The organism is Synechococcus sp. OH30 (assembly GCF_047462175.1).
Taxonomy (GTDB): domain Bacteria; phylum Cyanobacteriota; class Cyanobacteriia; order Thermostichales; family Thermostichaceae; genus Thermostichus.
In genome coordinates this window covers 388,808-414,702 of record NZ_JANSIP010000001.1, presented here as the reverse complement: position 1 = coordinate 414,702, position 25,895 = coordinate 388,808, and the positions used below count along the sequence as shown (strand labels likewise).

26 protein-coding genes and 1 tRNA gene are annotated in these 25,895 nt (G+C 60.1%); 15 read left to right on the top strand and 12 right to left on the bottom strand.

Annotated features, from left to right (window positions below; genetic code table 11):
* The first annotated feature begins 98 nt into the window (after positions 1–98).
* The 9 genes from NW830_RS02035 to bchM all read left to right on the top strand — a co-directional run bounded on the left by NW830_RS02035 (position 99) and on the right by bchM (position 9,826).
* On the top strand, positions 99–1,751 hold the full coding sequence (locus NW830_RS02035; RefSeq protein WP_414359412.1) for a PP2C family protein-serine/threonine phosphatase: 1,653 nt from the start codon (positions 99–101) through the stop codon (positions 1,749–1,751).
* A gap of 93 nt (positions 1,752–1,844) precedes the next feature.
* Positions 1,845–2,063, top strand: coding sequence for a hypothetical protein (locus NW830_RS02030; protein WP_414359414.1), 219 nt, complete (start codon positions 1,845–1,847; stop codon positions 2,061–2,063).
* 116 nt (positions 2,064–2,179) lie between these two features.
* Complete coding sequence (argH, locus tag NW830_RS02025; protein WP_414359416.1) at positions 2,180–3,595, top strand: argininosuccinate lyase; 1,416 nt, start codon at positions 2,180–2,182, stop codon at positions 3,593–3,595.
* Positions 3,596–3,637: 42 nt separating this feature from the next.
* Positions 3,638–4,258 carry a hypothetical protein gene (locus NW830_RS02020; RefSeq protein ID WP_414359418.1) on the top strand — a complete coding sequence of 207 codons (621 nt, stop codon included), beginning with the start codon at positions 3,638–3,640 and terminating at the stop codon, positions 4,256–4,258.
* Between the two features lie 107 nt (positions 4,259–4,365).
* Entirely contained in the window at positions 4,366–4,560 is a 195-nt protein-coding gene (locus NW830_RS02015) for a hypothetical protein (RefSeq protein WP_414359420.1), read from the top strand.
* A gap of 475 nt (positions 4,561–5,035) precedes the next feature.
* On the top strand, positions 5,036–6,163 hold the full coding sequence (wecB, locus tag NW830_RS02010; protein WP_414359422.1) for a non-hydrolyzing UDP-N-acetylglucosamine 2-epimerase: 1,128 nt from the start codon (positions 5,036–5,038) through the stop codon (positions 6,161–6,163).
* Positions 6,164–6,587: 424 nt separating this feature from the next.
* The gene (gene ftsZ, locus NW830_RS02005; RefSeq protein ID WP_414360033.1) at positions 6,588–7,697 is read left to right on the top strand and encodes a cell division protein FtsZ; all 1,110 of its coding nucleotides are present in this window, start codon (positions 6,588–6,590) and stop codon (positions 7,695–7,697) included.
* A gap of 56 nt (positions 7,698–7,753) precedes the next feature.
* Positions 7,754–8,701, top strand: a complete 948-nt coding sequence (locus tag NW830_RS02000; RefSeq protein WP_414359424.1) for a D-alanine--D-alanine ligase — start codon at positions 7,754–7,756, stop codon at positions 8,699–8,701.
* 408 nt (positions 8,702–9,109) lie between these two features.
* The gene (bchM, locus tag NW830_RS01995) at positions 9,110–9,826 is read left to right on the top strand and encodes a magnesium protoporphyrin IX methyltransferase (RefSeq protein WP_414359426.1); all 717 of its coding nucleotides are present in this window, start codon (positions 9,110–9,112) and stop codon (positions 9,824–9,826) included.
* A gap of 118 nt (positions 9,827–9,944) precedes the next feature.
* Here the strand turns inward: bchM and NW830_RS01990 are convergent, their stop codons facing one another.
* The 3 genes from NW830_RS01990 to NW830_RS01980 form a co-directional block, all read right to left on the bottom strand.
* Positions 9,945–10,664 carry a peptidylprolyl isomerase gene (locus NW830_RS01990; protein ID WP_414359428.1) on the bottom strand — a complete coding sequence of 240 codons (720 nt, stop codon included), beginning with the start codon at positions 10,662–10,664 and terminating at the stop codon, positions 9,945–9,947.
* Between the two features lie 143 nt (positions 10,665–10,807).
* The gene (locus NW830_RS01985) at positions 10,808–11,476 is read right to left on the bottom strand and encodes a hypothetical protein (RefSeq protein ID WP_414404537.1); all 669 of its coding nucleotides are present in this window, start codon (positions 11,474–11,476) and stop codon (positions 10,808–10,810) included.
* A 133-nt stretch (positions 11,477–11,609) separates the two neighbouring features.
* A complete protein-coding gene (locus NW830_RS01980; RefSeq protein WP_414359431.1) occupies positions 11,610–12,527 on the bottom strand; it encodes a DUF1517 domain-containing protein in 918 nt (305 codons plus the stop codon).
* Between the two features lie 282 nt (positions 12,528–12,809).
* Between NW830_RS01980 and NW830_RS01975 the strand changes: the two genes are divergently transcribed.
* The 3 genes from NW830_RS01975 to nusB all read left to right on the top strand — a co-directional run bounded on the left by NW830_RS01975 (position 12,810) and on the right by nusB (position 16,748).
* Positions 12,810–13,673 carry a Cof-type HAD-IIB family hydrolase gene (locus NW830_RS01975; RefSeq protein WP_414404536.1) on the top strand — a complete coding sequence of 288 codons (864 nt, stop codon included), beginning with the start codon at positions 12,810–12,812 and terminating at the stop codon, positions 13,671–13,673.
* A gap of 14 nt (positions 13,674–13,687) precedes the next feature.
* Positions 13,688–15,835: an ATP-dependent helicase gene (locus NW830_RS01970; protein ID WP_414359435.1), complete on the top strand. Its 2,148-nt coding sequence runs from the start codon at positions 13,688–13,690 to the stop codon at positions 15,833–15,835.
* A gap of 70 nt (positions 15,836–15,905) precedes the next feature.
* Positions 15,906–16,748 carry a transcription antitermination factor NusB gene (nusB, locus tag NW830_RS01965; RefSeq protein ID WP_414359436.1) on the top strand — a complete coding sequence of 281 codons (843 nt, stop codon included), beginning with the start codon at positions 15,906–15,908 and terminating at the stop codon, positions 16,746–16,748.
* A gap of 337 nt (positions 16,749–17,085) precedes the next feature.
* Here the strand turns inward: nusB and NW830_RS01960 are convergent.
* Positions 17,086–17,157 (bottom strand) — tRNA-Gly (locus NW830_RS01960).
* A gap of 78 nt (positions 17,158–17,235) precedes the next feature.
* Between NW830_RS01960 and ssuE the strand changes: the two genes are divergently transcribed.
* Entirely contained in the window at positions 17,236–17,781 is a 546-nt protein-coding gene (gene ssuE / locus NW830_RS01955) for an NADPH-dependent FMN reductase (RefSeq protein ID WP_414359438.1), read from the top strand.
* Positions 17,782–17,790: 9 nt separating this feature from the next.
* Here ssuE and NW830_RS01950 read toward each other — a convergent pair whose 3' ends face one another.
* A complete protein-coding gene (locus NW830_RS01950) occupies positions 17,791–18,204 on the bottom strand; it encodes a hypothetical protein (protein WP_414359440.1) in 414 nt (137 codons plus the stop codon).
* 167 nt (positions 18,205–18,371) lie between these two features.
* Between NW830_RS01950 and NW830_RS01945 the strand changes: the two genes are divergently transcribed.
* Positions 18,372–19,901 (top strand): hypothetical protein, encoded by a 1,530-nt coding sequence (locus tag NW830_RS01945; RefSeq protein WP_414359442.1) that lies wholly within the window; start codon positions 18,372–18,374, stop codon positions 19,899–19,901.
* Here the strand turns inward: NW830_RS01945 and NW830_RS01940 are convergent.
* The 4 genes from NW830_RS01940 to NW830_RS01925 all read right to left on the bottom strand — a co-directional run bounded on the left by NW830_RS01940 (position 19,856) and on the right by NW830_RS01925 (position 22,930).
* Complete coding sequence (locus NW830_RS01940) at positions 19,856–21,049, bottom strand: glycosyltransferase (RefSeq protein ID WP_414359444.1); 1,194 nt, start codon at positions 21,047–21,049, stop codon at positions 19,856–19,858. The genes NW830_RS01945 and NW830_RS01940 overlap by 46 nt on opposite strands.
* A 2-nt stretch (positions 21,050–21,051) precedes the next feature.
* Complete coding sequence (locus NW830_RS01935; protein WP_414360036.1) at positions 21,052–21,465, bottom strand: PH domain-containing protein; 414 nt, start codon at positions 21,463–21,465, stop codon at positions 21,052–21,054.
* Positions 21,466–21,538: 73 nt separating this feature from the next.
* Entirely contained in the window at positions 21,539–22,045 is a 507-nt protein-coding gene (locus NW830_RS01930; RefSeq protein WP_414359446.1) for a hypothetical protein, read from the bottom strand.
* A gap of 57 nt (positions 22,046–22,102) precedes the next feature.
* Entirely contained in the window at positions 22,103–22,930 is an 828-nt protein-coding gene (locus tag NW830_RS01925) for an ion transporter (protein ID WP_414359448.1), read from the bottom strand.
* Between the two features lie 140 nt (positions 22,931–23,070).
* Between NW830_RS01925 and NW830_RS01920 the strand changes: the two genes are divergently transcribed.
* Positions 23,071–23,664, top strand: a complete 594-nt coding sequence (locus tag NW830_RS01920) for a Maf family protein (RefSeq protein WP_414359450.1) — start codon at positions 23,071–23,073, stop codon at positions 23,662–23,664.
* A 173-nt stretch (positions 23,665–23,837) separates the two neighbouring features.
* Here NW830_RS01920 and gatB read toward each other — a convergent pair whose 3' ends face one another.
* The 3 genes from gatB to NW830_RS01905 form a co-directional block, all read right to left on the bottom strand.
* Positions 23,838–25,310 (bottom strand): Asp-tRNA(Asn)/Glu-tRNA(Gln) amidotransferase subunit GatB, encoded by a 1,473-nt coding sequence (gene gatB, locus NW830_RS01915; protein ID WP_414359452.1) that lies wholly within the window; start codon positions 25,308–25,310, stop codon positions 23,838–23,840.
* Between the two features lie 66 nt (positions 25,311–25,376).
* Complete coding sequence (locus tag NW830_RS01910) at positions 25,377–25,661, bottom strand: acylphosphatase (protein WP_414359454.1); 285 nt, start codon at positions 25,659–25,661, stop codon at positions 25,377–25,379.
* Positions 25,658–25,852 carry a hypothetical protein gene (locus tag NW830_RS01905; RefSeq protein WP_414359456.1) on the bottom strand — a complete coding sequence of 65 codons (195 nt, stop codon included), beginning with the start codon at positions 25,850–25,852 and terminating at the stop codon, positions 25,658–25,660. Before NW830_RS01905 ends, NW830_RS01910 begins: the two co-directional genes overlap by 4 nt.
* Positions 25,853–25,895 lie beyond the last annotated feature (43 nt).

Here is a 25,895-nt window from a genome sequence, read left to right as displayed (position 1 = left end):
AGACTGTTGGGATTGGGCTAAAACTTTTGTGATGGAGCTTCTGACATTTTTGCTAAACTGCATCGTTATGTTTCCAGGGGATCTCCTCTAGCTTCCCGATGGATGAGCACAACCCGCAAAAAGCCTTTCCGGCCCAGCCCCCTGCCGGGCTATCGGGTTTGTCCTGGCCGGAGTCTTTTCCTGCCAAGGTTCTGCCTGCCTCGCTGCCGCCCACAACCGACCAGGACACGCTCAGCTCAGTTCAGGAGGATCCCACCCCTAGGCTGGGCACTGCCAAGGAGAAGGAGTCGCCAGCCCTCTTGCCCGCCCCGGCCAAAGCTGAAGCCGGTGCAGACCAGCAGTCGATGCTGTACCTGCTGGGAGGATTGGCCTTTGCCCTGCGCTCCTTCAACAACCTCAACCAGATCCTGGAGCTTACCGCTTTTGTGGCCAGCCAGCTCACCGAAGCTGATGGGGGAGCCCTAGTGCTGTTTAGCCCCAACGGCACCATTCAGTTGGATCAGCTGCATTGTTCAGATCTTGAGCGCCGCGAGCAGATTCGCGCGGAAATGGAGCAGATTGCCCAGAGCCTATCTGCTCAGGAGCCCCTCCTCAAAGCAGAAGGATCCCTGGCGGTGAAGATCCCAGCTCTCGAACATCTTCTAGACGAGCGCCTGCGTCAGAGCCTGGGGCCAGATGTGCGCCTGTTTGGCACGCCCCTGTTGATTCGTAACTCTGTCCAGGGTCGCCTGTACGTTTTCAGTCGCCAGCCCACCTACCACTGGACTGAGCGCCGCCAGCAACTGCTGCGCCTCGTGGCCGACCAAGCGGGTGTGGCCATTGAGAATGAGCGCTTGACGGCGGCCTTGCGCCGCAAAATGGCCTTGGAAAAAGAAATGGAGATTGGCTCCTACATCCAGACCCAACTGTTGCCCCGCCACTACCCCCAAGTCAAGGGCATTCGGCTGGCGGCCCGCTGCCGCGTAGCCAGCAAAGTGGGGGGCGACTACTACGATTTCATCAAGATCCCGAAGGCACCTGCCTCTGGGGAGCCGGGCAGCAACCTGGAGGAATCGTCTGAGCCGTCGGCAGACTCTCGCCTGGCGATCGTGATTGGGGATGTTATGGGCAAAGGCGTGCCTGCCGGCCTGCTAATGAGCATGACCCGCGCCATGGTGCGGGCAGAAGCCCTTAACGGCCACTCGCCGGCCCGTGTTCTCCAACATCTCAATCGGGCTATGTACAGTGATCTGGAAAACTCCAGTCGCTTTATTAGCTTGTTTTACTCGGAGTACGATCCCCGCTCCCGCCGCTTGTGCTTTAGCAACGCCGCCCACAACCCCCCCCTCTGGTGGCGGGCCCGCAGCCGCGACATCCAGCCCCTAGACACGGAAGGAGCGCTGATTGGCTTGGAAAAACACAGCCAATACACGGAAAGCTGCGTGCAACTGCAACCAGGGGATGTGGTAGTCTACTACACTGATGGCTATATTGAGGTTGCAAATACCCGCGGGGAGCGGCTAGAGACCTCAGGTCTAGTGGAGGCCATCCAGCGGGCTGCTAGTTGCTACGAGTTGCCCGAGGAGATCCTAGAAAGCCTCTTTGCCCAGATGGAGGCTTTCCGAGGCCCTAGGAGATCCCGCCCTGTTGTCCCCGAGCCAGCGGCGGAGGTGGAGCTTCTGTTCCAGGACGAGATTTCTTTGCGGCCTGAGCTGGTGGACGATACGACGCTGGTGGTGTTGAAAGTATTGCCCGATTCTGAGCCAAGCTAGGTAGGAAGGTTCAAACTGAGGGTACCCTCTAGTAGGGAAGCCTCCTAGGGGGGCGGCTCACTTTCCCAGTCAACCTTCACCTGAGGTACAAGCATGCACTTCACTGCTTCTGGCTTCGAGCTTTCCTCGGTTTATTTGCCGGCCTCGCCGGCCTTGCAGACGGAGGCGATGGTTGCCCAAGTGTTCCGGCAGGACGTGCTGGGCGATATCCGCAAGGGGTGGAACAACTTTGTGGAATCGGGCCAAATTTGGGCGCTTTTGATAGGAATCGTGGCGGGCTACATGCTCAAGAGCATCACTAGCTCCCACTAGAGGCAGTAGCCCTTGGACCTCCTGGCGCTGAGGTGGCGGCGCCTTGGCCGTTGCTGCTTAGCTTGCTTTTTTCTAGTCTTCCTGTGGTAGTCGATCCCTATCCTCCTTCCGCGTCCATGTCCCAGCCGACAGCCCCTTCCACCCCGCGCCCCTGGAGCGGACGCTTTGCGGGATCCCTGCACCCTCAGATTGCCCGCTTCAATGCCAGCATTGGCTTTGACATTCGCCTTTTGCCCTACGATGTGGCCGGATCCCTGGCCCACGTGCAGATGCTGGGGGCCTGCGGCATCTTGAGCCGCGAAGAGGCAGAGCAGATTCGGCAGGGGCTGGAGCAAATCCAGAAGGAGGTTGCCGAGGGCATCTTCCAGCCCGACCCAGAGGCGGAAGATGTCCACTACGCCGTCGAGCGCCGGCTGGTAGCGTTGGTAGGGGAGGTGGGGAAGAAGCTGCACACCGGCCGCTCCCGCAACGACCAAGTGGCCACCGACCTACGCCTTTACCTGCGGGATCAAATCGACGCTATCCGCCACTCCCTCTGGGAGCTGCGAGGGGTCTTGCTGGAGTTGGCTAGCCAGCACGTGGAGACAATCCTGCCCGGCTACACTCACCTGCAGCGAGCCCAGCCCGTGAGCCTAGCCCATCACCTTTTGGCCTACGAAGAGATGTTCTGGCGGGATTGGCAAAGGCTGGGACGGGTGCGAGAAGAAGTGAACGTCTGTCCCCTGGGATCTGGGGCGCTAGCTGGCACTTCCCTACCCATTGACCGGCACCTTGCCGCTCATTTGCTGGGGTTTGAGCGCATCAGTGCCAACAGCTTGGATGCAGTGAGCGACCGTGACTTCCTCGTGGAGTTCCACGCTGCCGCCAGCTTGATTATGGTTCACCTCAGCCGCCTCTCGGAAGAGATTATCCTCTGGGCATCGCAGGAGTTTGGCTTTGTCGCCCTCACCGATACTTGTGCTACCGGCTCTAGCCTTATGCCCCAGAAAAAAAACCCCGATGTGGCAGAACTGGTGCGGGGCAAAGCCGGGCGGGTATTCGGTCATCTGCAAGCTCTGTTGGTTACCCTCAAAGGGCTGCCCCTGGCCTACAACAAAGACTTGCAGGAGGACAAGGAGGGGCTTTTTGATGCTGTCGATACTGTAAAAGCCTGCCTGGAGGCGATGCGGATCCTCCTGCGGGAAGGCATCCAATTCCAAACCCAGCGCCTAGAGGCCGCGGTGCAGACAGACTTCTCCAATGCCACCGATGTAGCCGACTACCTAGTGCGCAAAGGGATCCCTTTTCGCACTGCCCATGATCTGGTGGGCCGGATTGTGCGCACCTGTCTTGCGGAAGGTATCTTATTAAAGGATTTGCCCCTGGAGCGCTGGAAAAGCTTTCACCCCGTCTTCGAGGAGGATATCTTTGCGGCCATCGATCCCCGGCAGGTAGTGGCTGCGCGGCTTAGCCCTGGAGGCACTGGCTTTGCCGCAGTACGGCAGGCCCTGCAACGGGCCCAGGCCCGCCACCAGCAGCTAGAGCTAGGGTAGCACCGCCCTCCTAGAAGCAGCCTTGACAGAATTGGAGGCAGGATGGGATCCCAAGCCACCTCCCCACCCCCCTTTGCTTTGGGAGAAGTGGTGGAAGCCAACACCACCACCTTCGTGGCCCAGTGCTTTGAGCCGGAGCGGCTGGCTTTCCCAACCCTGCCTGCTCTTGGTAGCTGGATCTGCTCTCAGGATGAAGAGAGCGGCAACTGGATCTATGGAGTGGTTTGCTACGCGGCCATCACGCCTGTTGACCCAATTCACCGACCTAGAGCTTTAGGCTTGTCCCTCCAACAGCTGCGGGAGCAGCAGCCCCAAATTTTCGCCATGTTGCGCAGCGACTTCCGTGCTGCCATTGTTGGCTTTGTCAGCGGGGAGCGAGTTTACCAGTACCTGCCGCCGCGCCCGCCCCAGATTCACCAGCCAGTTTATCCCTGCTCGGAGGGACAGGTGCGGGAGTTTTGTCGCTCGTTTGAGTTTCTGCACACCCTGCTGCGCATCAACAGCATTCCCAGCGACGAGTTGGTAGCTGCTGCCATCCGCCAGACCTATCGCCTCTTGAACCGGGACCGCCACTGGTTGGTGCAGGTAGGGCGGCAGTTGAGCTTGCTGTTGCGGGAGGATTACGAACGCCTGAGGGCAATTTTGCGAAAGATTGAAGCCTAGGCGAAGAAATATTGAGAACGGTGCTGAATCCCGCTGAAATGGCCCCTGAGGGTGATAGTCTGGGACAAACTCAATGACCTGCTCTTTTGTGCACCTCTTGGATTGAAATGTTTGACAAATTTAATCCCTTTGACAAGCCCTCCAAAGGTAATTGGGCAGGCCGCACTTTTTCTGCCGCTGTTGGTGCCTCCTTGGCCGCTGCAGTTTGCATAGCCCACGGCCAGTCACTTCTCCTCTCGCTGCTGGTGGTCAGCTGCGCGACGGTGTTTACTCTTATCTGCGACGAAATGGGGTGGATGTAGACAGCCCTGGACAAAAGGGATCCTCCGTCTGCATTGCAGCTTTCTTCTTGCTTGCACGAGAAAGCTATCTAGAAACGTCCTGTGCCGCTATGCCCGCGTATAGTTGATGGTTAGCGTCAATGCATGCTAATGCAAACAGAAAGCAGGGGTAAAGCCATTAGGAGAAACTGACAAGGGTGGCGTGTCCCTGTATCCGGAGGCTGAGCTTTTAGGTACAGCCCAGTAGCCCCCGTTAGTTAATCCCCCTCCCTCGGCTTCGGCGGTGGAGGGAATTTATTGCTGTGCGGGCAGAGGTGGAGCTGCTCCCAAGGTGTCCTTGGTAAAGCTAAGGTGAGGGAGGTCTTGACGATACAGGTATAGTCTCTGTTGAGAACCTTGCAGACTGGCGAGGCGGGACCTAGGCCTTGCCCAGGCGCAAGGGAGGGAGGCCTGGAGAAGATTTGGGTCCTGCCTAGAGTCCATTGCCCTTGAGCCCATGACTTTCCTTCCTCTGGTTTCCGTGATCTTAGGCACGCGGCCCGAGGCCATTAAGCTGGCCCCAGTTATCCAGGCTCTGCGGGCCAGTCCCCACCTGCGCACTGAAGTAGTCCTGACGGGGCAACACCGGGAGATGGTGGATCAGGTGATGCGGCTTTTTGGCCTGCAGGCGGACTGCGACTTGGGGATCATGCGTCCTCGCCAAAGCCTAACTGATATTACCGAAGCCACCCTGCGCGGCCTGGAGCCCTACCTGCAGGCGCAGCAACCCCAACTGGTCTTGGTCCAGGGTGACACCACCACAGCCTTTGCTGCTGCCCTAGCTGCTTTTTACCAACGCATTCCCGTGGGGCACGTGGAAGCTGGCCTCCGCACCGACGATCTTTACCATCCTTTTCCTGAGGAGGCCAACCGCCGCCTCATCTCCCAGTTGGCTACCCTTCACTTTGCCCCCACGCCGCAGGCGGTGGAAAACCTAAAGCGCAGCCACGTGGTTGGCTCTATCTACTGCACCGGCAACCCAGTTATCGATGCTCTGCAGCAAGTGGCCTCCCTTGGGATCCCCTGTCCCATTCCCGGTCTGGACTGGGAGCGCTATCGCGTTTTGTTGGTTACCGTACACCGGCGGGAAAATTGGGGGGATCCCCTCCATGCCATTGCTAAGGCTCTCCTACAACTTTTGGCTGAGTTCCCTGACACCGCGATTCTTTTACCTCTCCACCCCAACCCGGTGGTGCGGGAGCCCCTGCAAGCTCTCTTGGGATCCCAGGAGCGAGTCTTTCTCACTGATCCCTTGGACTATCCCTGCTGGGTGAGTGCCATGCAGCGCTGCACTCTCATTCTCACAGATTCGGGCGGCATCCAAGAAGAGGCTCCTGCTCTGGGCAAACCGGTGCTGGTGCTACGGCAGACCACCGAGCGCCCAGAGGCAATTGCTGCTGGCACCGCCCGCCTAGTCGGCACCCACCCCGAAAAGATCCTGGAGGCGGCCCGGGAACTGCTCAGCGATCCCCAAGCCTACGCCCGCATGGCCCAAGCCAAAAACCCCTTCGGCGACGGCACAGCTGCCCAACAAATTTGCCACCTCATTGAGGATCAGTTGCACCTAAAGAGCTGCCAGGGATAAATTCCACGGGAAGATTACACAAGTCCGGCCTTGTTTTGAAGGCAACAGCAGAGCTCCCTTGAGGTATTGTAGAGCACACGAGTTTGTAGGCAAGTTGGCATTCCTAAAAAGCTCAACTGTAAGGAGGAGGCGTAAGCAAAGTAGCAAACCTCAAAGAGCCCAGAGTATCCTGGTGAGGCCTTGTATTGGCAGGGGAGGAGAGTTGCCTTAGGGTCAGCTAGGATGCTTAGTATTGAATAGAGTCTTAAGGGCTGACATGCCATCTAGCTGGTTCTATACCTCCTTCCCTACCCCTGAGCAGGAACTAGAGCAAGCCCACTTGGCTTCTTCTCGCTGCAGCAAGCCCTCCTCAGGCGAAGGGCTGGGGGCCAGCTTCGAAGGAAACGGCGCCCAGAGTAAGGCGGCAGGTTATCCAGAGGAGAACATGGTGAGCAATGCCGCAAAAATTAAGGTGGTAGGGGTAGGGGGGGGAGGTGGCAACGCCGTCAATCGGATGGCAGCTAGTAACCTCAAGGGCGTTGAGTTTTGGAGCATCAACACCGACGCCCAAGCTCTTGCTCAATCCTCAACGCCAACAGTGAAATGCCTGCAAATTGGGCAAAAGCTAACCCGTGGGCTAGGGGCAGGTGGCAACCCAGCCATTGGTCAGAAGGCGGCCGAGGAGTCGAGCGAAGAAATTGCTGCCATTCTGAAGGGGGCAGATCTGGTCTTCATTGCTGCTGGCATGGGAGGGGGTACAGGGACAGGGGGAGCGCCTGTGGTTGCCCAGATTGCCAAGGCCAGTGGCGCCCTAACCGTAGGAGTGGTGACGCGGCCTTTTTCTTTTGAGGGCAAGCGGCGCGCCAAGCAAGCTGAAGAAGGGATCCAAGCGCTGCAGGAGGCAGTGGACACCCTGATTGTGATCCCCAACGACAAATTGCTCTCGGTAATCTCTGAGCAAACCCCTGTGCACGAAGCCTTTCGCGTTGCCGATGATGTCTTGCGCCAGGGGGTGCAGGGCATCTCCGATATCATTCTCATCCCGGGCATGATCAACGTGGATTTTGCCGATGTGCGCAGTGTCATGGCCGATGCCGGCACTGCCCTGATGGGCATTGGCATGGGCTCCGGCAAGTCCCGCGCCCGCGAAGCTGCCATTACTGCCGTGTCCTCTCCCCTTTTGGAAACCTCCATTGAGGGGGCTAAGGGCGTCCTCTTCAATATCACTGGCGGACTGGATCTGTCGTTGCACGAGGTAACAGTTGCAGCTGAGATTATCGCCGAGGCCGTGGATCCGGAGGCCAACATCATCTTCGGCACCGTGCAAGACGAGCGCATGCAGGGCGAGGTGCGCATCACCGTTATTGCCACCGGTTTTGACCGACCGCGGTCGGCTGCTAGCACTCCTGCAGCTAAGGCCTCCGCAGGCAACTCAGGGGGGACGCGCAAGACCCTCTCTGAACCACCCCCTCGGCAGCCCCCTGAGCCTGAGCCCCCTCCTTCCGGCGGCTTGGACATTCCCGAGTTTTTACGTCGTCGCCGTCCGCCTCTCTAGGTAGGATTGAGAAATGGCCAGTTAAGAGCAGCAAGTCTTGGGGTGGTGGAGGAGTCATGAACATTGTCGTCCTGGCGGGAGGCCGTTCGGCAGAACGGCAGGTCTCCTTGGTGACGGGTAGGGCCTGCAAGCAAGCTCTGGAGGATTTGGGGCATCGCGTAAAGCTCATCGATCCGGAGGAGGACCTGCCCCTGCGCCTTTGGCAGGAACGACAGGCTGGCTGCGACTTTGTTTGGATTGCCTTGCATGGCCCAGGCGGCGAGGATGGGGTGGTGCAGGGGATGCTGGAGTGGCTGGGCCTGCCCTACCAGGGATCTGGGCCCCTGGCCAGCGCTCTAGCCATGGACAAGCTGGTCTCTAAGCAGATCTTTCGGGCTGCAGGGATCCCCACCCCTGACTGGCTGGTCTGGGATAAAGCGCAGCCGCTCTCCTGGGTTGAGTGCGTGGCGCGCTTAGGATCGCCGCTGGTGGTCAAGCCCAGCAACAGCGGCTCGACGGTGGGGATCAGCATTGCCCGGGATGAGGAGTCGTTTGCCCAGGGGCTGGAGTTGGCCTGCTCGGTCTCATCGCGGGTTTTCCTAGAGCGCTACATTCCCGGTAAGGAGATTACCCTTGCCATTCTCTCCGGCCAGGTTCTCCCAGCCATTGAGATTATCCCGGCACGGGGAGACTTTTACGACTACGCCGCCAAGTATGCCCCCGGCGGCTCGCGGCATTTGATCCCTTGTTCCCTCAGCGCGGCAGGGTTGGCCCGCTGCGAGGCGGCAGGGCTAAAGGCCTATCAGGTGTTGGGATGTGAGGGCCTAGCGCGGGTGGATCTGCGGGTGGATGCTGACGAGAACCCCTGGGTGCTGGAGGTGAACACCCTGCCTGGCATGACCCCTACTTCGCTTTGCCCAGATGCGGCAGCGGCGCTGGGGTGGACGTTTACAGAACTGGTGGAGCGGATACTGCAGGATGCCCTACGGAGGGCAGCTTTGACCCGCTCGCCCCTCCCGGTTTAGCCCCACCCCTGCTGGCCACAACTTCTCCGGGCTTAGGGGGCGGGTGGAACTGATGGCCTTGCTTTTCCAGCACGAGCGCGGTCTCCTCAGCGCCCCTAGACCGTCACCTCTTCCCAGGACCTCCAGCGCGGCTTGCCTTCTTGGCCTAGATGCAGGGAGTCAAGTTGGGTTTGGAGCAGGTGCAGGTGAGCTTGGCAACGCTTGACAGCAACCCTGACAGGGACGGCCAAGCGAGCCTGCAACGCCTGGGCAATCTCAGCTTCTGTCTTCAAGATCCCAGGGCGGGCAAGCCAATTCCAATACGGCCGTTATGGCCGGGGGAGGGGCGCTGCTTCGGGGTAAAATGTATCCGCATCTCCAGGGAGACAGGGATTCCCCAGCAGATCCCGGCATACAACTGGCAGTCTTATGCAGGAAAAAACCATCGTCCGCAACTACTTCAACACGGTCGGCTTTGAGCGCTGGCGCCGCATCTACGGCAACGAGGAAGTCAATTTTGTCCAAAGAGATATCCGACTGGGCCATGCCCGCACTGTTGAAACGGTGTTGCAGTGGCTGGGGGATCCTTCAGGTTTGCGCATTTGCGATGCCGGCTGTGGGGTGGGCAGCCTCAGCCTGCCTTTGGCTGCCCGTGGGGCGCAGGTATTTGCCAGCGACATTTCCGAACAAATGATTAACGAAGCGCGTCGCCGGCAGCAGCTCGAGCTGGGATCGCCAGACAATCCCCAGTTTCAGGTTCTGGATCTGGAGGAGCTGACAGGGGAGTACGATATCGTCGTCTGCCTGGATGTAATGATCCACTACCCCGAAGCCGACGCCCTGCGTATGCTTAGGCACTTGACCGGCTTAGCCAAGTCCCGCCTAATCTTCAGCTTTGCTCCCAAAACCCCCTGGCTGACGCTGCTCAAGAAAGTGGGAGAGTTCTTCCCTGGCTCCACCAAAACCACCCGTGCCTACCAACACCGCGAGGCAACGTTGGTCAGCCACCTTGCCGAGTGGGGCTGGAAAGTCCAGCAGCGACAAACCATTCAAAGCCGCTTCTACTTTGCTTGTCTGCTCGACCTGGTGCGCTACAACTTCGTTCCCAATTGCACGGGTAACAACACCTTCAGCAACACCGGCTAGGCCCGGGGGATCTTGAGCACTGCCCAGGGCCCACCCCAGGTCTTTGTGAAGTAGCCGTTCCCATCCTGCTAAAAACTCGCGCTGCCCAGCTAGGGAGTAGCCTCAATGGCCAGGATCCCTAGTTTGCAACCGGCTTTGGACTTGGCACCCGCAGCAGCTCTGCTCCCTCTAGCACCCGCGCCGAGCGGATGACATCTCCCACTTGGATACGCTCCACCCACTCCATGCCACTGGTGACATAGCCAAACACTGCATAGCGCCCATCCAAAATTGGCAGATCCGAGAGGGCGATATAAAACTGGGATGAGGCTGAATCCAGAGGACTGGAACGGACCATGGCCACCGCGCCTAGGCGATGGGGCAGGGCCAACTTACTCAGGGCCAGGGGATCCTCAATCAAGGTGTTGTAGCGGGGGTAGGGTTCTCCCCGCACCTGGATTTCTAGGGGGAGGGTCCGTAGGCGGCTGCTGCCCGGCTCGGTGGCGCCACCGCTGCCATCTCCGCGGGGATCTCCTCCCTGCACCACAAAAGGTTGGGGATCTTTCTCCACGCGATGGAAAGTAAGGCCGTTGTAGAAGCCCCGCTGCACCAGATCGACAAAATGGCCAGCCGTAAGGGGCGCTGCATCGCCGCGGATCTCCAGGAGCACCCGCCCTCGCCCTTCAGCAGTCTGGATTTCCAGTTCCACCACCGCTCTGCCTTGCAATTGCGGGCGATCGGCATAGGCTGCCGGGATCCCCTTCAAGGCTTCTGCTGAAGGAGGCCTGCCGTGGCAGGCCAGTAGACTGAGACACCCATATCCCAACACCAAGCCGATCCCCAGCTTGCCCCCTGTCATCTGTGCAAGCCTCGCGTAACCATGCGTAGCGTGCTTCTCGTATTCCCTCCACGAACGGACACGGGATGCCCCAGCGCCTGGTTGTACCCAATTTCAACCCGGGGGTGTCCAAGTCCAGGGCGGGGCTTATCCACCCCCAGCAACTAATGAGACAACCCCAACTGCAAGGTAAGGCTGCGAACACCGTTGCTCACAGCCACGCCGTAGCGGGTAATGGAGGTGACCCGCCACTCGCCTTTCACCCTCTGGCCCGCCTGCACCTGCCGCACCACCTTGTCCACCAAGATCAAGGCCTTAGGAGCGCCTGGATCGTGGATCAGCCCCACCAATTTCATCGGCGGCGGTGCTTCTTGGGAGGGGAGCGGCGCCGGCGGAGTCAACCTTCGAGAAGGAGGGGGAGCGGCGGCTACTGGTCTTCCCGCTTCCGGCTTGGCCGCGACCTCTCCCCTTGGCTCCTGAGAGGCACCCTGCTTAGGCAGATCCAGACAGTTGGAGGACGGCTCCTGAGCTGGCGGGGGAGCAGAAGGGACAGGCTTAGGCGTCTCGAGGCGGGGATCCCTTGCGGGAGCGGGATCGGCCAGCGAGAAAACCCCCACCCGCGGACCCAGAGTTAGCCAAAAAGCTAGCCCCACCACTAGCGTGGCCAGCAAACCCAGCAGCAGCCCGCCACTAGCCGAAGAACGGTGGGAAAGCAACGGGGGGCGTGTACCCAAATAGGGATACTCCTCTGCCCCCCCTTCCTCAAGGCTGTGCTCCAACTCCTCCAACAGCTCATCCAGGAGAGAGTCGGCTTGATTTGTATAACCGGCCAAGGCCCACGGAGAACAACGGCTCCTGGCTGCTGAAGCATCCAACCCAGACACGGAAACGGAACCTCCCTAGCCTGACGGCAAGGCGCCCGCGGCGGTGAAACACCCCAGCTGCTGTCTCCTTACCCCCGCGACCTCAGAGGAGCCGCATTTCTGGGTACTCGGTCAACAGCGCTTCCGCCGACAGGGTGTCTCCCTCCAACTGCGGCGTCCACAGCACTTCAATGGCCACAATCCGCTCGGCAGGGATGGAGGCCAACTGCATTAGCCACTGCCGCAGCTCTGCCACGGACTTAACTACAGGTAGTGTACCCAAGTTGCCGCGATACGCAACTAGTAGAGTAACGACCAAGTACTCGCCGACATCTGGGATCCGCCTAGTCGATTGGGGCAGGGCTGCTTGGGAAAGCTGCTGGATCTGGTTGTTACGGTTGGTGAGGGTTTCCGCGCTAAACTTGCTCCGCTCTTGCAACGAGGCTCGGTAGAACAGGGATTCGGCCTGGGAGAGAGGCCGCTTCTCCGCCTCTGCATAGCCATAGACCCAGTAGTCACTGTAGCGCATCAAACTAAGGCTGACTTCTTGCAGCAGTTGGCTCAGCCCCTCTGGGGACTGGGTATCCGCTTCCAGAGCCAGCGCGTTGATCTCCTTTTGCAGTTGTCGGGCGCTGGCCAGCAGGCCCACTTTCACCTGGGCCACGGTTACTGGCGGGTCAGCAACCCCTTCGTCACCCTCTTCGGAAACAGCTGAGCGCAAGCTGCGCACCAGAAAGCTACCGGCCCCAATCAAAAGCAGCAACGTCAGCAGGCTGCCACCGCCTCCCCAAAACAAGGGCACCACTAAGGGAAACCCAAACCCCCCTCCGTAGCTGGGGTACACCGGAGCGGAACGGGGACCAACGGTGCGGGGAGCTGAGAAAGTCGGGGAGCGGAAAGAGCCACCGCCAACACGACCACCACTGCGCGCCCAGACAGCACTGAGGGGCGCCAAGGCCAGGATCACGGCCAGAGCAAGAGCCAACAGGGACCGGCAGAAGCGACCGATTCGTTTCAGCATGTTCACAGTTTGTCCACGTCCTTCCTCAATTGTAGGCTCTTTCCTCAGCCGGCAGAGGCCAGGGGCTTGCTCTCCCTGAACGACTCTCGATCCTCATCTTTGTTGGGTAAACACAAACACAATATGGCCTACGCCACCTACGCAACCCAAATCCAGGGCAGGGCTTCCCGCCGATTCAGCTAACCCTATCCAGCAACTTGGAGCATTACAGACCATTACAATCTGTATCGAGCCCTTGCCAAGTTCAACCCCAAACCCATGGACGGGCCAAGAGGAGGAGCAATGCAGCCAGTAGAAGTGCAAGAGCGGCCCCAGAAAAGGCAATCTCTTCAGTCCTTGGCCCAGAGGGAGGTGCGGCTGTTGGTGTTGGACATCGATGGCACGCTGGTAGGACCTTCCAACCAAGTTTCAGAGCCAGTGCGACGGGCAATCCAAAGGGCTAAGGCGGCAGGCGTGCGGGTGGCCATTGCCACGGGTCGGATGCATCGCTCTGCCGAGCGATTTCACTACGCCATTGGAGCGGATATGCCCCTCTGCAGCTACCAAGGGGCGCTCATTCGGGATCCCGAGAGCCAGAAGACGTTCAAGCACTGGCGCTTGGACTGGGCGCTGACAGAGGAGTTGTTGCAAGTGCTGCAGGATCTGCCGGTGGGGGTCCATCTCTACATCGACGACCAGCTCTATGTGCGGGAACTCAGCCCTCTGAGCCACGCCTATGCTGAGCGCTCGCAAGTGCCGTTCCAGATTCTTTCCCCTGCCCAATATGGGCAAAGACCCACCAAGATCCTAGTTGTTTCAGAAGATACGGAGTTTTTGCAGGAACTCCAGGGATCCCTGCGGCAGCGGTATTCTCCAGAGCAGCTCTATCTCACGCGGTCAGAGCCAATTTTTTTGGAGGCTACCCATCCAGCGGTGAACAAGGGCAATGCAGTGCGCTTTCTGGCGGAAGAGCTGCTGGGGCTGTCGGCGGAGCAGGTGATGGCCATTGGGGATGGCGACAATGACATTGAGATGCTGCGCTATGCAGGGATCGGGGTGGCCATGGGGAATGCCTCACCGGCTTTGCTGCCCTACGCTGATTGGGTGGCTCCTCCCGTCACCGAGGATGGGGTGGCGGTGGCCATCGAGACCTTTATCCTCACCTAGGCAGGGATCTGACCGTGGGCTTAGCTGATTCTCCCTTCCCCCAGATTATCCTGCGTCCGGAGCAGCAACAGGTCTTGGCCTATCAATCAGGGCAGCTGGGGATTGCTGCTGTTCCAGGGAGCGGCAAGACGTTTATCCTGGAGCTTCTGATTGTCAATCTCATCCTCAAGCGCGGCATCCCGCCCGAGCGCATCGGGGTATTTACCTACATGCGCTCAGCACGGGTCAATCTGCTGCGCCGTATCAACCAACGCCTGCAAGAGGCGGGCTACCCAGATCGCTTTACCCAAGCCTTTACCTTGCATTCCCTAGCGCTGCGGGTGTTGCGGGAAGCCCCCGGCCCTTGGGAAGAGCTGTCCATCCTGGAGGAATATGAGCAGGAGCGCCTTCTCACCCGTCTCTGCCGCGCCTGGCTCAACTCCCACACCCACCTCTGGGAGCCCCTGATCCCTGCCGATGAGAGGGCAGTCTACAACCGGCTGCGGTTTCGGCGCAGCTTTCAACAGATGGTGCAGGCGGTGATCAGCACAGCTAAGAACCTGCGCCTGGAGCCGGAGGTGCTCCCCAGAGAGGGCTACCTAGGCTGGGCGGCTCCCCTCTATGCTGCCTACCAAGCGGAGCTGCGTCGCCGAGGCCAGCTGGACTACGACGACCTGGGCTGGCAGGCGGTGGAGCTGATTGAGCGGGACTCGGCGCTGCAGCAGCAGGTGCAACAGTGGTACGACTACCTATTCGAGGACGAAGCTCAGGACAGCTCCCCCCTCCAAGAAGAGCTGCTGCGGCTGCTTAGCCAGCGCACGGGCAACCTAGTACGGGTGGGGGATCCCAACCAGAGCATCATGGGCACCTTCACCACCGCGGAGCCGCGGCTATTTCGTGACTTTTGTCAGGCCAGTCCCCAGGTCATCTCGCTGCAGGAGTCCAGCCGCAGTGCTCCCCAGATCCTGGAGCTGGCCAACCGCCTGGTGGACTGGGTAACTCAGGAACACCCCATCCCAGCCCTGCGCACCGCTCTAGCTCGGCAGCACATTCGTCCAGCCAGTACCGGCAGCCCAAATCCCCCAGCCAGCGAAGGACAGGTGGAGTTTCGCTGCGTCAGAGGAACCCCCGAGCAGGAGCTGCAGGAGGTGGCTCAGTGGGCCTTGACAGCCGCCCAGGCCTTCCCCACCCAAACAGTGGCTATTCTGGTTACCACCAACGAGCTGGGAGGAAAAGCCCTCGACTACCTGCGGGAAAGGGGCGGAGAGCGGGTTATTGACCTGTTGCGGGGCAGCCCCACCCAGCGGCGGGTGCTGCTGCAGCTCAAGGGGGTGATTGACTGGTTGGCCCAGCCCACTTCCTCTGCTCGACTGGCTGCAGCCGTAGAGCACCTAGCCGACTGGGCCGGGATCCCACGGGCGGAGCTGGAGCCAATGCTGGGCTGGATCCGCGCCTCGCTGCCAGAGCGGCTGCTGTTTCCCCAGTTTGGGGAAGCTCCTACCTGGCCAGATAGCCCCTCTTGGCAAAGCTTAGGCCAGTTGCTGCAGACCCTGGCCAGTTGGCTACGGGCTGGGCGTTCTCCCTGGCTGGAGGTGCTGAATTTCATTGTCCAAAGCCTCTACCGCAAGCCGGAAGAGCTGTTTGTGGGTTGCTATGTCATCAACCAGTTGGAGCAGGTGTTGGGATCCCTCCCTGAGGCGGATTGGCAGGAGATTGCCCAAGAATTTCAGGTGATTCTGGATTACCGCCTCCGCAACTTGCCCTCGGAGCTCTTTGCCTTCAACCCCGAGCCGGGCAGCATCACGGTTGCTACGCTGCACCGTGCCAAGGGTTTGGAATGGGATCAGGTCTTCATCCCCCAGGTGTCGGCCTACGAGTTTCCTACCCACTATGAGGAGCGACCGGTGGGGCTAAAGTTTTTGGAAGATGTCGATATGAAAGCAGAAGCCCTGGCCCAGCTGCGCCAGCTTAGCCGCAGAAGCTACTGGGATCTACAGGCCAACTCTCCTACCGAGCAGGCCTTTTTGGACTTGGCTGCAGAGCGGCTACGGCTGCTGTATGTGGGCATTACCCGCAGCAAACGGCGGCTGACCCTCTCGGTCTCTAGCCACTCCTCCTATGGCAGAGAGCAAAGCCCAGCTTTGGCCTTTCGCGTGCTCAGGCGCAGTTTTGAGCTCAATTAGCATTTGTTCTGCCTCCCGCCTGCTAGCATAGCTAAGCCCAATCGGGCAGTCGTAACAAGGGTGTTTTGCAATGCAACCTCGGCGTGTTGCCCGCGAACTGGCCTTGCTGGGGGTCAGCCAACTGCCGGCCACGGCGGCCAAACTCAGCGAAAAACAACTGGAGGACTTGCTGCTGGCAGCCATCCGCACCCTGCAGGAGGAAACCCATGAAACCCTTGCGACGGCAGCGGCAGAAATTGAGCGCAGTGACCGCCTGTTGCAGGAGAGCGATCCTCTGTTTTTGGCTGCCTCCGAGGTCAAGGAAGAGAGTGGATCCCGTTCCCTTGCCCTCCGTCTTCACCAGGCCCAGCGACATTTGCAGCGTCTGGAAAGTGCCTTGCAGGGGGCAGCTGTGCCAAGGGAGTTGCCAGAGCTGGTTTACCAAGCCCAAGTGGCCCTCGGCAATGCTGGCCAAGCCCTAGAGCACCTGGAGCAGCGCCTGCAGAGCGTCCGCCACATCCTGGAGGAAGTTGTTCAGTTGTCCCAAAAGGCAGTCAACCGGCTGGGGGCTGCCCTCTCGATGCCGGAACTGCTGCACCTTGCCCAAGCCCAAGAGGTGCGCACCTATGCTCTGCAACTGTTGACCGCCCTGCATACCCACAAAGAGGTGATTGACGCTCGTTTACAAAAGGTTCTGGTGGGCTGGCAATTGCAGCGGTTGGGGCGGATCGAGCGGGATATCCTGCGCCTGGCGGTGGTAGAGATGGAAATACTGGCCAGCAGTCCCGTTAAGGTCGCCATCAACGAAGCTGTAGAGTTGGCCAAAAAATACGGGGACCCGGAGGCCGCCGCTTTCGTTAACGGCGTGCTGCGGCGGGTGGTGGACAACCCGGTGGAGACCCCCGAAGGCCCTGCTGCCACCTCCGCAGGCTGAGCAGATAAACCTCCCCTGCTCTAATGCGGAGGGAGACTGGGCAGGCAGATCTGTCTCAGACAAGGGCGTTTCTCCCACCACCAGGATCCTTCCTGCAGGGCTGCCACGGGCTTAAGGCTGGGATTGTCCCTGAGCACTACCCGCCAACTTCTGCCTTGCAGGTGGGGCTGGAAGTGCCCCTTTAGCAGAATGCCCTAGCCAGATCCCTGGCCAGTTCAGCAGGGCAGCTTGCTCTTGCCTCCAGAAGCTACGTGCTGCCCACCCTCCCTTCCCCCTCGACACTGGCTAGGGGTAGGTTGAGACCGGCAGCGGCAAGAGAGGGTTTTGCTTGTCCAGAAGCGGGCGATGAGATTCGAACTCACGACATCCAGCTTGGGAAGCTAGCGTTCTACCACTGAACTACGCCCGCAGTTAACCTCGACTACCATATTAGCACTTCTTGGGCGGGATCCCTGGTACAACAGAAGCAGCGTTCTGCCTTTGGCCGATGCCCTCTATTCTTCTGCTCTCCGGTAGCCCCGGCCCCCGCGAGTCTGCCGGCCCACCGCCGCGGTCGGAGGCGATTTTGCACCATGCTGCTGGGATCCTGGCCAGCCTGGGGTTGAAGACGGAGTTTGTTTCGGTGCGGGATTTGCCGCCAGAGGATTTGGTACGGGTTAACTTCGAGAGTCCTCAACTTAAGCAGATTCAGGAAAAGGTGGCCCAAGCCGCCGGGATTATCCTCTCCGCTCCTGTGTACAAGGCTTCCTATCCCGGCGTGTTCAAGGCCCTGTTGGATTTGCTAGACCAGGATGCCTTTGTCGGCAAAGTGATTCTCCCCATTGCTACGGGGGGAACGCTGGCCCACCTGTTGGCCATCGACTTTGCCATGAAGCCGGTGCTGGCCGTGATGGGCGCAACCCACATTTTGAAAGGGATCTACATCCTCAGCTCGCAAATCCAGTTTGAGCCAGACGGCACCCTGCGCCTGGAGGAGGAGATTGCCGAACGCCTGCAGGCTGGGCTCCAGGCCCTTGCCCAGGCGGTGCAGTGAGGAACTCTCTCAGGGATCCCGCAGCAGCACTGGTGTGCTTACAGCAGTGCTTTGCCCCAGCCGGTCGAAAACCCGCAAACTGAGGAGGTAGGGGCCGGGCGCCAGGGTTGAAGGGGGGCGGAGGCGGAAGCGAGTAGTGCAGGATACCTCGCCGGCAACACAGTTGACCTGGGCTGCCGAGAGGGTTTGCACCTCGATCCCTGACCAGGAGAGCTGCAACGCCAGCTCCGCCGGGAGCCGCCCCGGTACCGACACCGCGATCCCCACCTCCAAAAAGTTGCTCCGACTGATGACGGGCGGAATGTCGCTGCTAAGGATGAGTGGCGGCAGAGGAGGGCTAGGAGCCAGAGCAGCAGGGCTACACCCCCCTGCAGCCGCTACGGCCAGTAGGGCCAGTGTCAGTGGCCAAAGTCGGGATCCCACCGGACTTCCACCTAAAAATCCCTCTCCCAGTATAGGCGGTAAGCAGGAGATCCCTAGCGTCAGTTTTGTGGGAACCCAAAAGTTTACGCTATATGTGGTGGTCAAGCTGGATCTTCCCCCCCAGCATCTGCTACAGTAAGGCGCATGACCTGTTGAGCAGCCCGGCTATGGAAGGGGAAGAGGAGCTAGAAACGTTGCGGGCGCGGGTGCGCAACCTGGAGCGATCCCTGGCCGAGTCAGAGGCGCTGTCGCTGCAGCAGATTGAGTGTATCCAACGCCTGGAACAGCAACTGCAAAAGCAGGAGCAAGCGTTGCAAGCCTGTCAGGAAGAGAAGGCTCGGCTGGAACAACGTCCTACCCTGGAAGCTTTTCAGCTTCAGCAGCAGCACATTGAGGAGCTACAAAATCTCCTCTGGGAGATGGAGCGGCGCCCCACGCTGGAGCACTACCAGCTCCTGCAGCAGCAGTTGCAAACCAGCCAAGCGGAAATCGAAACCCTCAAGGCAGAATTGCAGCGGCGTATCGAGCCGGCCCGGTTCTATCAACTGCAGCAGGAGATCCTGGAGCTGAAACAGCAAGCGAAGCAGCTGGAGGAATACGCCGCCAAGTTATCGCAGGTGCAGCTTTTGCAGACCCAACTGCAGCTCCGCATCCAGGAGTTGGAGAAAGAAAAGGCGCAGCTGCAGGCGCAAATTCAGGAGCTGGCCAGTCGGCCCTCTGCCCAGGAGTTGGAAACCCTGCGGGCGGAGCTGGAAGCTGCCCACCGCCAGGCTGAAGCGGAGTGGCAACGTCTGAGGACCCAGCTGGAGAGTGAAAAAGCCCACCTCAAGGCCGAGCTGGACAAGGCCCGGCAACAGATTCGTCAATTGCAGCAAGGTTCCTTGCCGGAGCAGGGGGAGAAGCTGCAAGCAGAGTTGGAGCGCCTGCGCCAACAGGCCTCTTTTGCCAAAGCGGAGCGGGCCAGCTTGCTGGAAGAACTGCAGCAGAGCCGTCAGCAGCAGGCGGAGCAGACCCAGCAGCTTCTTGCCCTGAAAGAGCAGGTGCAGGCTCTCACCTCTGAGCTGGACGCCCTGCGAGCTGAGCGGGATCAGCTCCGCCAAGAGCTGGCCCAGCGACCAACGCAGGAAAGCCTGAAAGAAGCCCAGCGGGCGCGGGAAGTGGCGGAGGCCCACTCTCTATTTAGCCAAAAGCAGATAGAGAAGTTGCAGCAGCAGGTGGCGGCCCTGAAAGCTGAGTGTGCCCAGGCCCATGCCTACGCGCAAACGCAGGAAAAGGAGGTGGCCCTGTTGCAGCAGCGCAACCGGGAGCTGGAGGAGCAACTGGCTGCCCTGCACCCGTCGGCTCCCGGCCGGGCCGTTGTCGAGCCCAGGTCGAGCCAGCCGGCTGCTGCCCACCGCTGGCCCGCTCAGGAACGGCTGCAAGCAGCGCCTGCCCAGCCTGCTCCCTCCCCAAAAGGAGCTGCCGTCCCTCCTACCGGCGAACCCCCAACGGGGAGAATGCCTGCCGGCGGGATCCCCCCCCTTACCCTCAAGGAGGAGCAGGATCGCACAGAAAGGCTGCTGAAGCGCTCTGTTTTGGCCACGGGCTGCAGCGGCGGAGAAAGGGGGGAGCGCAGCCGCATCGAGTTGCCCACTTTTGTGCAGCGGCGGCTCTACTCAGCGCTCCATGCTCGCGGATCCAGCGGCTCTCCAGCTTGAAAACGGGGCCAGGCCCAGCGCAGCAGGGATCGCAGTTGGGCATGAAACCGCTCCGGTGCAAACTGCAGAGCATGGGCGCGAATCTGCCGCGGATCCCACTCCTGGCGCTCTGCCTGGCGCAGTCCTTCGACGAGGGCTTCCACACTGGCTTCGGAGATGAGGATCCCCGTTTGGCCGTGGCGGACGGTCTCGCAGGTACCGCCTCGGTTGAGGGCCACCACCGGTCGGCCACAGGCCTGGGCTTCCACGGCCACCAAGCCAAAGTCTTCCTCCCAGGGCAACAGCAGCAGCCGGCAATTGGCCAGCAGTTCCTGGAAGCACTCTAGAGGCTGGTGGGGCAAAAACTCCACCTGTGGTCCTGCCAATTGCTTTAGCCGCGGCAGCTCCGGCCCTTCCCCCACCACTACCAAACGGCGGTTCAGTTGCTGGCAGGCAGCAATGGCGAGATCCACCCGCTTGTAGGGCACCAGCCGGCTTACCACCAGGTCGTAGTCGGCCTGGGGAGTGGCCACCGGCTCAAACCCCTGCAGCGGCACCGGCGGATAGATAACCACGGCCTCGCGGCGGTAGAGCTTGGCGAGGCGCCGGCGGATGTGCTGCGAGTTGGCAATCAATAGATCTGGCCGCTGGGCCGCCACAAAATCCCACTGGCGCAGGCGGTGCATTAGCCATCGGCTGAGGGCAGCAAGCGGGCGGATCCCTGTCAACCCCTCCCGCTCAAGGTAGATCTCCCGGTTTTCCCAGAGGTAGCGGGGCGGGCTGTGGATGTAGCTTAGGTGGAGGGTGGAAGGCCCTGTCAAGATCCCTTTGGCAAAGGCATGGCTGCTGGAGATTACACAGTCATAGCCGGAAAAGTCGAAGCTCTCGTAGGCTAAGGGCATCCAGGGTAGCAGGTACTTGAGGCGGCCATGGTAGTTGCGGCGCAGTACCCCTAGCCACTTGGCCCAGCTTTGCAAAAACGAAGTGTGAACGGAAAGCTCCCGCCAGCTCGGCGGCAGGGTGTGGGCCGAGAAAAGGCTGACATAGAGGGGAGCCTGCGGGGCAAAGGCCAGTAGCTCCTGCAAAACCTTTTCCGATCCCCCCGGCCAGATGAGGTACTCATGCACCAACGCTAGGCGCTGCGGCCAAGAGGGCTCCCAACTCGGCATAGCTAGGACTCTGCCGCGGGGGGTCTTTTGCCAATAGGGCCGCTGACCTTTCTGGCTTTTTCGTCAAGCCGCTCGCTAATGTAGGCGTAGATCTCCCGGAAGCGCGGCACTGCCCGCATCTCTAGGCGGCTGCCGTCTTTGAGGGTGAGCACCATATCGCCCCAAGTGCCCAGGCCCCGCGGCACCGTCACCACCTTGGCAATCTCCTTGTAAATGACATCGGAGCGCTCCTTCCCCCCCCAGCCGCCAATGACCGTGATGCGGCGATTGGTAATCCGGTAGTGAACCCACAGCCTGCGCACCAGCGCCCCTACAAATAGAGGCAAGCCAACCACGGTAAGACCGACAAAGGAGTTCAACACTAGATCGCCAATATGGGGCCCGCCTTCAAAAAAAACCTCTTCTTTGATAGCCATGCCCAGTCGAATGTTCGTAGGGACCATAAACAATCTTAAACAGTTTCTTAGCCTTCCCCAACTGCCCGGCAAGCTAGCGGGAGAGGCGGGAGCGGGTTTGCCGTTGAAGGGCTTGCCCTGAGCAATAGGTGGCCCAGATTAGGCGAACAAACAGGGCTATCACAACCAGCGCCACGGCTGCTGCCCCGATATTGCCCAGCCAGCCCCATCCCTCTAACCCGGTCAGAGCCACCAAGGCCCAAGAGGCGGGGTGCAGCATTCCACCCAAGAGGAGAATTTGCGAGAGGAGTTGCCCAGCCGTAAAGCGGGATCCTAGCACCACCAGCGCCAGGCCGCCGCCGATGTTGATGAGTCCCATATTGCCCAAAAAGGCGTAGCAGATGTGCCAGGCGTACTTTTGTTTGGGCACCTCTTGCCAGGAAAGGGGTTCTGTAGGGATCCCTGAGGCCTCCTGGGGGGCAAGCGGCAACGGCTGAACTTGGCTGAGGATCCAGCCCAGGACAATCGCGGCAGCAAGCATTGCCACGCCTGCCTTCACGTTCAACTTGCCAGGGATAGCCAGCTCGGGGTGGGCCCACATTGCCGCTCCTCCTCCCAACCTGTCCTAGCCTATCCTGTCTTTGCCTCCAATTGGCCACTAGCCTCGATCCCGGGGATAGAGCGGCGTGCCACAGCGCTTACAAAACCGGGCATCCTCATCGTGCTGGGAGAGGCCACAGCCTGGGCAGGCCCACTGAACTGAGTTGCCGCTTTTCACCAGTTGCTTGATGAGCTCTCCCACTTGCCAAGGGATCAGGGCCACGCCCGTCAAGATCATCAGCACCGTCAACAGCCGGCCCAGCTCAGAGGTGGGGGTGAGATCCCCAAACCCCACCGTGGTCATGGTGACAACAGAAAAGTAGAAAGCATCCAAAAAGGTGGCAAAAGTGGTGGGATTGGCCGGATGTTCCACCTGGTAGATAAGGCCAGAGTAGACAAAGACAATCGCAAAGAGAGTAAAAAGGATGCGCAACAAGATGCGGGTGTCAGCGGAGATTACCTGACCCAATAGGGTCTTGCCCTCCACTAGGCGCAGCAGCCGCAGGATGCGAAACCAGCGCAAGAGACGGATAAAGCGAATATCGGCTAGACCAGCAAAAAATGGCAAAATCGCCAGCAAGTCAATGAGCGAATAGAGGCTGAAGACATAGCGCAGCTTCTGGGGAGCCGCTGCCCAGCGCAGCAGGTACTCCACCACAAACAGGCCAAGGATCAAGCGATCCAGCCGCTCTAGGCTAAGGCGCACCTCCAAGGGCAGGGGATAGGTTTCCGCCACAAAGAAGGTGGACGAGCAGAGAACCAGGGCTGCCACCAGTAAATTCACCCAGCGGCTTTCGGGAGTGTCTTCATCTCCCCAATACCGCTGGAGGAGGCCAGCAGGGACAAGCTTGGCTTGAGGGGAGGCCTGGGAGGGTAGGGTGGTCACAAACAAGCTCCAGTTGGGAGAGATCGAGAGAGTTTCCTTGCAGCGCCTGTCGGGCGTACCTTGACTAGGGTAATGGAAACTGGTAGGTAGAGCGAACTTCAATCCTACAAACGTCTAGGCTTGAGGTGAGTATTGAATCGATGTTGCCTCCCATTGTCCTGGCTTCACAATCTCCTGCCCGCCGCCAACTGTTAGAAGCTGCGCGGATCCCTTTCCGCGTTCAACCCAGCTACTTTGACGAAAGCCAAATCCAAAGCTCGGATCCAGTTGAACTGGTGCAGAAGCTGGCCTCGGCCAAAGCCGAAGTGGTGGCGGCCCAGCAACGGGAGCCTGTTTTGGTCATTGGGGCCGACTCGGTGCTCTACCTCAAGGGAGAAATCCTGGGCAAGCCGGCCAATGCTCTGGAAGCGGAACGGCGCCTGCGGCAAATGCGGGGCGAAGTGGGAGAGCTCTACACGGGTCATGCCTTGATTGACACGAAGCAGAACCGCCGCCTCACCCACTATGCGGTTACGCGGGTGTTTTTTGCTAAGCCCAGCGACGAGGAGATCCGCGCCTACGTGGCCACCGGCGAGCCGCTTAATTGTGCGGGCTGCTTTGCCATGGATGGCCGGGGCAGCCTGTTTGTGGAGCGGATTGAGGGGTGTCCTGGCAACGTCATCGGGCTAAGCTTGCCCCTGCTGCGCCGCATGATCCAGGAGTTGGGCTACTCCCTCACCGAAGTCTGGAGTTAGCTAGGGGGGGTGGACAAGTCCTGCACTGCCCTTGCAGAGCCAGGGCCGGGATCCAAACACCCCCGCCAAGAGGCGGTGAGCGCTGCTGGAGTCGAGGACACCTACGCGGTGGGGCAGCCCGTGTCTGCTCGTGGAGGGACTGCAAGATCCCGTTGAAGCGGAAGAGGAGGAGCTCACCCGTCTAGATGCCGCTTGAGCAGCTCGTTGGCTAGCTTAGGATCCGCCCGCCCTTGGGTTTTTTTCATCAATTGCCCGACAAAGTAGCCAAAGAGCTTGGTTTTACCCCCGCGATACTGCTGCAGTTGCTCGGGGTTTTCTGCCAGCACCTCGGCAATCATCTGCTCCAAGAGGTGGCTATCGGAGATTTGGGTCAGGCCCTTGGCCTCCACCAAGGCGCGGGCAGAGCCACCTTTTTCCAACAGCTCCGGCAGGATCTCCTTGGCAATTTTGCTGGAAATGACGCCCTGCTCGATGAGGCTAATTAGCTCGGCCAGGGTTTCCGGTTTTAGGGCAATGTCGGGGTAGTCCAGCTTGTGGGTGTTGAGGTAGCTGGCAATGTCGCTCATCATCCAGTTGGCGGCTGCCTTCGGGTCAGCGCCAGCGGCAACCACGGCCTCAAAGTACTCGGCGGTGTTGCGTTCGTCGGTGAGGTAGCGAGAGGCGTACACCGAAAGTCCGTACACCTCTTGGTAGCGCCGCCGCTTCACAGCCGGTAGTTCCGGCAGCTCCGCCTGCCAGCGGGCTTTTTGCACCTCGGTAACGCGAATGGGCGGCAGATCCGGCTCGGGAAAATAGCGGTAGTCGCTGGATCCCTCTTTCTTGCGCATGCTGATGGTGCGCTGGCTGTTTTCTTCCCAAAGGCGAGTTTCCTGCACGATAGGCTCGCCCGCTTCCAAAGCCTTGACTTGGCGTTTGAACTCGTACTCAATCGCCCGCTGGATGGCGTTGAAGGAGTTCATGTTTTTGATTTCCACCTTCGTGCCGAAGGTTTGACTCCCCAGCGGACGCACCGAGATGTTGACATCGCAGCGCAGGGATCCCTCCTGCAGGTTGCCATCACACAGGCCGGCGTAGCGCAGGATGCGGCGCAGCTCCTGCACGTATTCTGCGGCTTCCTCGCCGCTGCGGATGTCTGGCTCGCTGACAATTTCGATGAGGGGGACTCCTGCCCGGTTGAAATCCACCAGGGAATAGCTGGATCCCGCAAGGCGATCGCTGCCAGCATGCACCAACTTGCCCGCATCTTCTTCGATGTGCAAACGAGTGATGCCAATGCGCTTGGTGCGGCCGTCGCTAAGCTGGATCTCGACCCAGCCTTGGGTGGCAAGGGGTAGGTCGTACTGGGAGATTTGGTAATTTTTGGGCAAGTCGGGGTAGAAGTACTGCTTGCGGTCAAACTTGCTGTAAGGGGCAATGGTGCAGTTCAAAGCCAAAGCTGCTTTGACTGCATACTCTAGAACCTTTTCGTTCAGCACCGGCAGCGTACCGGGCAGGCCCATGCAGATGGGGTCAATTTGGGTATTGGGGGGAGCGCCGAAGGCCGTTGCGCTGCTGGAGAAGATCTTGGAGCGGGTGCTGAGCTGGCAGTGCACCTCCAGCCCAATGACAGCTTCGTATTCCACTTTGGCAGGAGCAGCAACCGTCATGGCCAAAAGAGTAAAGGGTAGGTTTCCCCATTCTAGTGGGATGTCGCCAGCTCCTGACCCGCTGCCTCAAACGGTGGGGCGGATCTCAAAGGTGGAGAGGCCCTCGGGTGGCTCGGAACGGTGTTCGACGCCCTCCACCCGCGAGCCGGGGCTGCCCTGCTGACACCAGCGCAGCATTGCCTCCACCGCCGCCGGGGATCCCTCAAAAACCGCCTCGACACGGCCATCCCGCAAGTTGCGCACCCAGCCGTGGACGCCGGCGCTGCGGGCCATGGCTTCCGTGTAAGCCCGAAACCCTACCCCCTGAACTCGCCCGCGCACCCAAACGTGAACGCGAACTGTGTCATTCATGTTGACAGGGATCCCTCCTCCGAGGTGCTACGAGGTTCCGGAGCTGCTGGCGGCTCGGCTGGCTGGGCCGTAGCTTTCTCGGCCTGCTGCTCTAGGCGCTGCCAGAGAAAGTTGATGAGGGCAACCAGTCCCAGGATCCCCAACGAGATCCCGCAGGCGTACCCAATGGCTTGCCACAGCACAGGAGACATGCGCCAACCTCGCTTGTGCAGAAAGCTCCCTTCTGACCTTATC

Excerpts from the sequence above, each read along its gene's own strand:
- NW830_RS02035 (WP_414359412.1), top strand. The coding sequence starts at position 99 with ATGGATGAGCACAACCCGCAAAAAGCCTTTCCGGCCCAGCCCCCTGCC.
- NW830_RS02030 (WP_414359414.1), top strand. The coding sequence starts at position 1,845 with ATGCACTTCACTGCTTCTGGCTTCGAGCTTTCCTCGGTTTATTTGCCG.
- argH (WP_414359416.1), top strand. The coding sequence starts at position 2,180 with ATGTCCCAGCCGACAGCCCCTTCCACCCCGCGCCCCTGGAGCGGACGC.
- NW830_RS02020 (WP_414359418.1), top strand. The coding sequence starts at position 3,638 with ATGGGATCCCAAGCCACCTCCCCACCCCCCTTTGCTTTGGGAGAAGTG.
- NW830_RS02015 (WP_414359420.1), top strand. The coding sequence starts at position 4,366 with ATGTTTGACAAATTTAATCCCTTTGACAAGCCCTCCAAAGGTAATTGG.
- wecB (WP_414359422.1), top strand. The coding sequence starts at position 5,036 with ATGACTTTCCTTCCTCTGGTTTCCGTGATCTTAGGCACGCGGCCCGAG.
- ftsZ (WP_414360033.1), top strand. The coding sequence starts at position 6,588 with ATGGTGAGCAATGCCGCAAAAATTAAGGTGGTAGGGGTAGGGGGGGGA.
- NW830_RS02000 (WP_414359424.1), top strand. The coding sequence starts at position 7,754 with ATGAACATTGTCGTCCTGGCGGGAGGCCGTTCGGCAGAACGGCAGGTC.
- bchM (WP_414359426.1), top strand. The coding sequence starts at position 9,110 with ATGCAGGAAAAAACCATCGTCCGCAACTACTTCAACACGGTCGGCTTT.
- NW830_RS01990 (WP_414359428.1), bottom strand. The coding sequence starts at position 10,664 with ATGACAGGGGGCAAGCTGGGGATCGGCTTGGTGTTGGGATATGGGTGT.
- NW830_RS01980 (WP_414359431.1), bottom strand. The coding sequence starts at position 12,527 with ATGCTGAAACGAATCGGTCGCTTCTGCCGGTCCCTGTTGGCTCTTGCT.
- NW830_RS01975 (WP_414404536.1), top strand. The coding sequence starts at position 12,810 with ATGCAGCCAGTAGAAGTGCAAGAGCGGCCCCAGAAAAGGCAATCTCTT.
- nusB (WP_414359436.1), top strand. The coding sequence starts at position 15,906 with ATGCAACCTCGGCGTGTTGCCCGCGAACTGGCCTTGCTGGGGGTCAGC.
- ssuE (WP_414359438.1), top strand. The coding sequence starts at position 17,236 with ATGCCCTCTATTCTTCTGCTCTCCGGTAGCCCCGGCCCCCGCGAGTCT.
- NW830_RS01945 (WP_414359442.1), top strand. The coding sequence starts at position 18,372 with ATGGAAGGGGAAGAGGAGCTAGAAACGTTGCGGGCGCGGGTGCGCAAC.
- NW830_RS01940 (WP_414359444.1), bottom strand. The coding sequence starts at position 21,049 with ATGCCGAGTTGGGAGCCCTCTTGGCCGCAGCGCCTAGCGTTGGTGCAT.
- NW830_RS01935 (WP_414360036.1), bottom strand. The coding sequence starts at position 21,465 with ATGGCTATCAAAGAAGAGGTTTTTTTTGAAGGCGGGCCCCATATTGGC.
- NW830_RS01930 (WP_414359446.1), bottom strand. The coding sequence starts at position 22,045 with ATGTGGGCCCACCCCGAGCTGGCTATCCCTGGCAAGTTGAACGTGAAG.
- NW830_RS01920 (WP_414359450.1), top strand. The coding sequence starts at position 23,071 with ATGTTGCCTCCCATTGTCCTGGCTTCACAATCTCCTGCCCGCCGCCAA.
- gatB (WP_414359452.1), bottom strand. The coding sequence starts at position 25,310 with ATGACGGTTGCTGCTCCTGCCAAAGTGGAATACGAAGCTGTCATTGGG.
- NW830_RS01910 (WP_414359454.1), bottom strand. The coding sequence starts at position 25,661 with ATGAATGACACAGTTCGCGTTCACGTTTGGGTGCGCGGGCGAGTTCAG.
- NW830_RS01905 (WP_414359456.1), bottom strand. The coding sequence starts at position 25,852 with ATGTCTCCTGTGCTGTGGCAAGCCATTGGGTACGCCTGCGGGATCTCG.